This window comes from Bacillus sp. 166amftsu, assembly GCF_900107445.1.
In the GTDB taxonomy this organism is placed as follows: domain Bacteria; phylum Bacillota; class Bacilli; order Bacillales; family Bacillaceae_G; genus Bacillus_A; species Bacillus_A arachidis.
This window is the reverse complement of sequence record NZ_FNQA01000025.1, coordinates 25,070-33,573: the sequence shown is the minus strand read 5'-3', so window position 1 is coordinate 33,573 and position 8,504 is coordinate 25,070. Positions and strand designations below refer to the sequence as shown.

At 36.8% G+C, this 8,504-nt stretch carries 8 protein-coding genes; all 8 read right to left on the bottom strand.

The features are described 5' to 3' along the window. Window positions 1-897: thiol-activated cytolysin family protein (locus BLV40_RS25335; RefSeq protein ID WP_211482142.1), on the bottom strand; the 897-nt coding region annotated here is incomplete at its 3' end. Window positions 898-1,355: 458 nt separating this feature from the next. Continuing rightward, the gene (gene sufB / locus BLV40_RS25330) at window positions 1,356-2,753 is read right to left on the bottom strand and encodes a Fe-S cluster assembly protein SufB (RefSeq protein WP_090695099.1); all 1,398 of its coding nucleotides are present in this window, start codon (window positions 2,751-2,753) and stop codon (window positions 1,356-1,358) included. A 48-nt stretch (window positions 2,754-2,801) separates the two neighbouring features. Then, window positions 2,802-3,233, bottom strand: a complete 432-nt coding sequence (gene sufU, locus BLV40_RS25325; protein WP_026594177.1) for a Fe-S cluster assembly sulfur transfer protein SufU — start codon at window positions 3,231-3,233, stop codon at window positions 2,802-2,804. Continuing rightward, a complete protein-coding gene (gene sufS, locus BLV40_RS25320) occupies window positions 3,223-4,443 on the bottom strand; it encodes a cysteine desulfurase SufS (RefSeq protein ID WP_026594176.1) in 1,221 nt (406 codons plus the stop codon). The genes sufU and sufS overlap by 11 nt, the downstream gene beginning before the upstream one ends. Further along, window positions 4,443-5,735 (bottom strand): Fe-S cluster assembly protein SufD, encoded by a 1,293-nt coding sequence (gene sufD / locus BLV40_RS25315; protein WP_090695094.1) that lies wholly within the window; start codon window positions 5,733-5,735, stop codon window positions 4,443-4,445. Before sufD ends, sufS begins: the two co-directional genes overlap by 1 nt. Before the next feature lie 15 nt (window positions 5,736-5,750). Beyond that, complete coding sequence (gene sufC / locus BLV40_RS25310) at window positions 5,751-6,536, bottom strand: Fe-S cluster assembly ATPase SufC (protein ID WP_026594174.1); 786 nt, start codon at window positions 6,534-6,536, stop codon at window positions 5,751-5,753. Window positions 6,537-6,773: 237 nt separating this feature from the next. Continuing rightward, window positions 6,774-7,580, bottom strand: a complete 807-nt coding sequence (gene metQ, locus BLV40_RS25305) for a methionine ABC transporter substrate-binding lipoprotein MetQ (protein WP_090695091.1) — start codon at window positions 7,578-7,580, stop codon at window positions 6,774-6,776. A 103-nt stretch (window positions 7,581-7,683) separates the two neighbouring features. Continuing rightward, the gene (metQ, locus tag BLV40_RS25300) at window positions 7,684-8,496 is read right to left on the bottom strand and encodes a methionine ABC transporter substrate-binding lipoprotein MetQ (RefSeq protein WP_026594172.1); all 813 of its coding nucleotides are present in this window, start codon (window positions 8,494-8,496) and stop codon (window positions 7,684-7,686) included. Window positions 8,497-8,504: the final 8 nt, after the last annotated feature.

Here is an 8,504-nt window from a genome sequence, read left to right as displayed (position 1 = left end):
ATCTTTGCTCTTAGAAGTTGTTTCTAATTTCACATAAACTGTTCTACCATAAGCTACATTTGACACCATAACAGGCGGAGCCGTATTACTTACCCCTTTACGAGTTAACTCTGGAAAAGTAACGCTATTATCAAAAAGGTCGGATGGATTGTTAGGTAGTTCTGCACTTACGGTATAGAATATTTGCTTATATGCCGCAACCATCACTTTTTTCTCTCCATTTGCAATCGCATTAAAGTCAATGTTCAGCCCATTATCAAGATATTTAGCGTTAACATTAAGAGCACTTGCTATTTGAGATTTACTATACACCATAGATTCTGTATACTGCATTCTTGCAGGTAACGTATGTGTTGTTGAATACTTTTCATTCCAAGTAGATACTAAATCATCTACTGCTCCAGACACATTACTATATGTTGGATTTTGGACAGTTATTGTATTTTCTTTTCTCATACCAGGTAAGTCTATACTAATATTCAAAGGTTTTCTCTTAGCCACTAATAAACTAGGTTGATTATCTGCAAAAGCTTTATTTGCAAGTTGTACTGCTCCTGGATAAGTACGATTAGCCACAGAATCAATAATCGAAATATCTACTGGTGAAGTTGTAAGTGATTTTTTCTCACGTTCAACTACTACAAATTTACCATTTGAATTTATACTTTCCTTCGGAACAAAACTCTCTACTTTATCACCATTTACTGCTAAAACCTCTTGATTATTATACTTTAGATTTGCTATGCCAGTATCAATGTCACTAGCTTGTTTTGATGTATTAGCTGAGTTACTTTTAGGTGTTTCAGCGAAGGAAATAAACGAATAATTAATAGTGCAAAAGCCGATTAATAAACTTGCTAGTAATTTTGTTCCTTTAGAATTACTTGGAATTTTCACAATAATCCCTCCTTTTTATTATGAAAATTATATCACGCAATTTTAATATTTGTATATTGATAAAATTTTTATTATTCACTCAAAACGGATAGTTTTTCAGTGTCTTCCATGCACCCGATCCTTTTTACTTCTTAACATAAGCCTATAAAGCAAAACCTTTATCATACAATTTTGATATTTTTATATTGATAAAAATTTTTTATTCACTCAAAGTAGACAGTTTTTCAGCCGCTTTTCACATGTCGAACATCATCGCAAAGTCTTTATCTCGCATTAACAAGCAGTAAAGGCTGAAGAAGAGCGGGGAAGAAAACTGCCCGTAAAAGCCCGATCGGTTCAACTAACCCTCAGTAAGAAAAACATCACTGAGGGAAGTTTCACTTTATATCATGCCAAAGCGCTGATATATTTGCTCCAATAAAAAAGCGCCCTGTAAACAGGGCACTTCTACTTTTAAATTAACCGATAGAACCTTCCATCTCAAACTTGATTAGGCGGTTCATTTCAACTGCGTATTCCATTGGAAGTTCGCGAGTGAATGGCTCGATGAAGCCCATTACGATCATTTCTGTAGCTTCTTGCTCAGAAATACCGCGGCTCATTAGATAGAATAATTGTTCTTCTGATACTTTTGATACTTTCGCTTCATGCTCAAGTGAAACGTAATCATTTTTGATTTCGTTGTAAGGAATTGTATCAGATGTAGATTGGTTATCCATGATTAACGTGTCACACTCAATGTTAGAGCGAGAGTTTTTCGCTTTTGGTCCGAAGTGTACGATACCACGGTACGTTACTTTACCACCATGTTTTGCAATCGATTTAGAAACGATTGTTGAAGATGTATTTGGTGCTAAATGAATCATTTTCGCACCAGCATCTTGATGTTGGCCTTTACCAGCAATCGCGATAGATAATGTTAAACCACGAGCGCCTTCGCCTTTTAAGATAACTGCTGGGTATTTCATCGTTAATTTAGATCCGATGTTACCGTCAATCCATTCCATCGTTGCGTTTTCTTCACAAACCGCACGTTTTGTAACTAGGTTATATACGTTGTTCGCCCAGTTTTGGATTGTAGTGTAACGGCAATATGCATCTTTCTTAATGATGATTTCTACTACCGCACTGTGCAGTGAGTTTGTTGTGTAAACAGGAGCTGTACAACCTTCTACGTAATGTACATGTGCGCCTTCGTCTACGATGATAAGCGTACGTTCGAATTGTCCCATATTTTCAGAGTTAATACGGAAATACGCTTGAAGTGGTGTTTCAACTTTAATACCTTTTGGAACGTAGATGAATGATCCACCAGACCAAACTGCAGAGTTTAATGCTGCGAATTTGTTGTCAGTTGGTGGGATTACTTTTCCGAAATGCTCACGGAAAATATCTTCGTTCTCTTTTAATGCGCTATCTGTATCTTTGAATACGATTCCTAGAGCTTCTAGATCTTCTTTCATGTTGTGGTATACAACTTCAGATTCGTACTGCGCTGATACACCTGCTAAATATTTTTGCTCAGCTTCTGGAATACCTAATTTATCAAATGTCGCTTTAATTTCATCAGGTACTTCGTCCCAAGACTTCTCAGATTTCTCAGATGGTTTTACATAGTACGTAATTTCATCGAAATCTAAGTCGTTTAAGTCGCCGCCCCATTGTGGCATTGGCATTTCATAGAACTTATCCAGTGATTTTAAACGGAAGTCTAACATCCACTGTGGTTCTTCTTTCATACGTGAAATCTCTTCAACGATTTCTTTTGTTAAACCGCGTCCAGCACGGAAAATCGAAACGTCTTTATCCTTGAAACCATATTTGTAATCGCCGATATCTGGCAGTTTCTTCGCCATGTTGGTATGTCCCTCCTTAGATAACCTCGTGTTTAGGACCCTCTTACATTACTTATCCTCGTTTAAGCCTTTTTCTAAAGCTTTCCAAGCTAATGTTGCACATTTAATACGTGCAGGGAACTTGCATACGCCTTGTAATGCTTCAATATCTCCTAAATCTACGCTGTCATCATACTCTTTTCCTAGCATCATGTCAGAGAAAATTTTAGAAAGCTTTAGTGCTTCTTCAATTTTCTTTCCTTTTACTGCTTGTGTCATCATCGAAGCTGAAGACATGGAGATTGAGCATCCTTCTCCTTCAAACTTCGCTTCTTGTACAATTCCATCTTCTACCTTCATCGTAAGTTGAATACGGTCGCCGCAAGTTGGATTGTTTAAGTTAACGGTAACACTATCTTCTAACACGCCATGGTTACGCGGATTTTTATAATGATCCATAATAACTTGACGATATAACGTATCTAAATTATTAAATGACATTTGTGAAATACTCCTTTGTTTTCGTTAGCGCTTCAACAAATGTATCGATTTCTTCTTTTGTATTATATAAATAGAAGCTTGCACGTGCTGTAGAAGAAGCTTTTAGCCACTTCATTAGCGGCTGTGCACAGTGATGACCTGCGCGAACCGCAATACCTTCTACATCTAATACTGTTGCTACATCATGCGGATGTACCTCATCAATATTAAATGTAACAAGACCAGCGCGATGCTTTGGACCATAAATTGTAACGCCATCTACTTCTGATAGTCTTTCTAAAGCGTACTGCGCTAATTCATGTTCATGCTTTTCAATATTATCAAGACCGATTTCTTCTAGAAAATCAATTGCCGCTCCAAGTCCGATCGCATTACCGATAATCGGTGTACCTGCTTCAAACTTCCACGGAAGCTCTTTCCACGTAGAATCTTGTAAGTCTACGAAATCAATCATTTCGCCGCCAAATTCAACTGGCTCCATATTGTCTAGCAATTCTTTCTTACCATATAATACGCCGATACCTGTAGGCCCGCACATTTTATGAGCGGATAATGCGTAGAAATCACAATTTAAATCTTGTACATCTACTTTCATATGAGGTGTACTTTGCGCACCGTCTACGACCATAATTGCACCGTTTTGATGAGCGATTTCTGCAATTTCCTTTACAGGGTTAATCGTTCCAAGTACGTTAGACACATACATGATAGAAACGATCTTTGTATTCGGTGTAATTGTTTGACGAGCATCTTCAATAGAGATTGTTCCGTCTGGTTGAAGCGGAAGATATTTTAAAGTCGCGCCTGTTTTCTTCGCAACTTGTTGCCACGGAATGATGTTACTATGGTGCTCCATGTAAGAGATGACAATCTCATCGCCTTCTTTTACATTTTCCAGGCCATAGCTCGCTGCTACTGTATTTAATGCAGTTGTTGTTCCGCGCGTGAAAATAATTTCTTCCATTGATTTCGCGTTAATAAACTTGCGAACTTTCTCACGTGCACCTTCATACGCATCGGTAGCTTTTGTACCGAGCGTATGAACACCGCGATGCACGTTAGAATTATATTCTTTATAGTAACGTTCTAACGTTTCAATGACTTGAATTGGTTTTTGAGAAGTTGCTGCACTATCGAAATAAACAAGTTGTTTGCCGTTTACTTTTTGATCAAGAATTGGAAACTGTTTGCGTATTTCATGAATATCCATTAGCGAACTTTCCTTTCAATTACCTCAACAAGCTGTGCTTTTACTCCTTCAATTGGAAGCTCATTTACTACAGGTGCTAAGAATCCATGGATAACTAAACGTTCTGCCTCTTTCTTCGGAATACCACGGCTCATTAAGTAGTATAGTTGTACTGGATCTACGCGGCCTACAGAAGCTGCGTGACCTGCCATTACATCGTCCTCATCAATTAGAAGAATTGGGTTTGCATCACCGCGTGCTTTTTCATTTAACATAAGAACACGAGAAGATTGTTGTGCATTTGATTTAGATGCACCGTGTTCAATCTTACCAATTCCGTTAAAGATAGATGTTGCACTATCTGTTTGTACACCGTGTTTTAAGATGAAACCTTCAGAGTGTTTACCGAAATGAACAACTTTTGTTGTAAAGTTTTGCGTTTGGTTACCACGGCCAATTGTTACTGTTTTTGTATCAGCAAATGATCCGTCGCCCATTAAGTTCGTTACGTTCTCTGAAATTGTATTTCCGTCATTCATAAGACCTAATGCCCACTCAAGACGGCCGTCACGACCAACAACGCCGCGGCGATTTACATAAGATGTTACATCTTTCGCTAATAGATCAACTGCACCGAATTTCACTTGTGCACCTTGTTCTACGATTACTTCTGCCACGATATTTGCAATACCTGTAACAGTTTCATTTGCTACGTAGTTTTCTACGTATGTTGCAGAACTGTTAGCATCAGCTACAAATAATACGTGGTTATATACGTTTGCTTCTTCGCCGTCTACTAAGAATACAGCTTGAAGTGGTGTTTCAAGAACAACGTTTTTCGGAACATATACAAATGCACCGCCGTTGATTAATGCTGCATGAAGTGCTGTTAAACGATGTTCATCCACTTTCACGCCGCCCTGCATTAAGTACTTTTGTACTAGTTCAGCATGCTCAGTTGCAGCTGTTACGATATCTGTGAAAATAACACCTTTTTCTTTTGCTTCATCAGCTAAAGAAACAAATGCAGTTGTACCAGTGCGTTGTACAAGTACACTATTATTTTCATCGATTAAATTTTTCACTGCTTCTGGAAGTTCTGCTAAAGAACTTACAGGCTCTTGCTTAGGAGTAGCGCCTTTTCCGATAAAGTCCCATTTATCAATTTTTGTTTTATCAGGCGTTGGCATTGGAAGTTCAGTTGCTTGTGCAAGAGCTTGTAAGCGGAACTCAGTCAACCAAGCAGCTTCGTTTACTTCGCTTGCGCGCTGACGGATTGTTTCTTGATCGAAAGGTAATGTACCGATTGTCATGTTTATGCTCCTCTCTTACGCTTCTTGCTCTGCTGTTTCGTCTTCAATACCTAATTCTTTTTTAATCCAGTCGTAACCTTCAGCTTCTAGACGTTGCGCAAGCTCAGGGCCACCAGATTTAACGATACGACCGTTCATCATAACGTGAACGAAGTCTGGAGTGATATAGTTTAATAAACGTTGGTAATGCGTAATCATTAGGCAACCGAACTCTTCGCCGCGCATTTCGTTAATACCTTTAGATACAACTTTTAATGCATCGATATCAAGACCAGAGTCGATCTCATCTAAGATTGCGATTTTTGGCTCAATCATCATTAATTGAAGAATTTCATTACGTTTTTTCTCACCGCCAGAGAAACCTTCGTTTAAGTAACGTTGTGCCATTTCTGGATCCATTTCTAGGAATTCCATATTTTTATCTAATGTACGGATAAATTTCATAAGAGAAATTTCATCGCCCTCTTCGCGTCGTGCGTTAATTGCAGAACGTAAGAAGTCAGCGTTTGTTACTCCGCTAATTTCACTTGGATATTGCATTGCTAGGAATAGACCCGCTTGTGCGCGCTCATCTACTTCCATTTCTAATACATCTTCACCGTCGATTACGATGCTACCTTCTGTTACTTCATATTTTGGGTGACCCATAATTGCAGAAGATAAAGTTGATTTACCAGTTCCGTTAGGTCCCATAATTGCGTGGATTTCTCCACCTTTTACTTCAAGGTTTACACCTTTTAAAATTTCTTTACCATCGATTGATACATGTAAGTCTTTAACCGTTAATGTAGAACCAGCCATCTCAATACCTCCATTAATCCTATATATACATTTTAAAAATTCCTAAAACGTTCACATTCTCATTTTATTCTCATTCTAATTTTATATCAAATAAAATGATATCGCAAACACTGAAAAAAAGTAACAATTTTTTCACAAATGTACATAAGTATTTCCCTCACATCCTACTATGATACACCTTTCTTCTTATTTATATAAAGAAAAAAGGGCTGGAAATTTCCTAGCCCTTTCCTACGCCTATTCACTTACTGGAAGTACAGCGCCCTTGTATTCTTTCTTAATAAAATCTTGAATTTCTTTTGAATGTAATACTTCTATAAGCTCTTTAATTTCTTTTCTATTTTCGTCACCTTTACGAACCGCAATAATGTTTGCATAAGGAGACTCTGATCCTTCAATAGCAATTGCATCTTTTGTTGGGTTTAATTTTGCATCAATTGCATAGTTTGAGTTAATGAATAATGCGTCGCCTTCATTGTTCTCATATAATTTTGGTGTAAGACCTGGCTCAACATCTGTTTTAAACTTCAAGTTCTTTGGATTCTCGACAATATCTTTGACTGTTGCTTTAACGATATCTACACCATCTTTCAGTTTAATGACACCGCCTTTTTGCAATAATGCAAGCATACGACCACGTTCTGCTACGTTATTACTCATAATTACCGTTCCGTCATTTGGAAGGTCTTTTAAACTTTTATACTTCTTAGAATAGATTCCCATCGGTTCTAAATGAATTTTTCCTGCACTTACAATTTTATATCCTTTTTCTTGAATCTCTTTATCTAAATAAGGGATATGTTGAAAATAATTCGCATCAATGTCTTTATCAGCTAACGCTTTATTTGGTAATACATAATCTTGGAATTTTTTAATTTTTAGTTTAATACCTTTTTTCTCTAAAATAGGCTCTGCTTTTTCTAAAATAACAGCATGTGGTACATTAGATGCTCCCACAACAAGTGTCTTTTCATCTTTCCCGCCGCAAGCAGCTAATGCAAATACAAAGAATGCTATAAAAATGGATAATATAATTTTCTTCATCAGGTTTCACCCTCTTTTTTGTAATTTTTAGAATTTTTATCGTATATGAGTTTTACTAGGTACAAAATAAGAGCTGGCATTTACCAGCCCTTTTTATAACCTATTATTCTTTTACAGGAACAACAGCTCCCTTATATTCTTTATTAATAAAGTCTTCGATTTCTTTAGAATGTAACACTTCTATAAGAGCTTTAATTTCTTTTTTATCTTTATCGCCTTTACGAACGGCAACTACGTTTGCATATGGAGAGTCATTTCCTTCAATTGCAATCGCGTCTTTCTCTGGGTTTAATTTTGCATCAATCGCATAGTTTGAGTTAATTAAAACCGCATCGCCTTCTTTATTGTTATACACTTGTGGTAATAAACCAGGCTCAATATCTGTTTTGAACTTCAAGTTTTTCGGATTTTCTGCAATATCTTTCGTAGTTGCTTTAACAGGATCTAGACCATCTTTAATTTTTAAAATACCTTCTTTTTGTAAGATTGCTAAACCACGTCCATGGTCAGCAACAGAATTACTCATAATAATTGTTGCTCCGTCTGGAAGGTCTTTTAAGCTTTTATATTTTTGAGAATATACTCCTATTGGCTCTAAGTGAATTTTCCCTGCTACTTCAAAATCATATTTTTTATCTTTTATTTCTTTTTCTAAGTATGGAATGTGCTGGAAGTAGTTTGCATCTAAGTCCTTATCTGCTAATGATTTATTCGGAAGCACGTAATCTTGGAATTTTTCAATTTTTAATTCAATTCCTTTTTTCTCAAGTAAAGGTTTTGCCTTTTCTAAAATAACAGCATGCGGTACGTTAGAAGCTCCCACAACAAGTGTCTTTTCATCTTTATCTTTCCCACCACAAGCTGCTAGCCCAAAAATTGAAGTTGAAATAAGTGCTGTAAGTAATAATTTTTTCATGATATAAA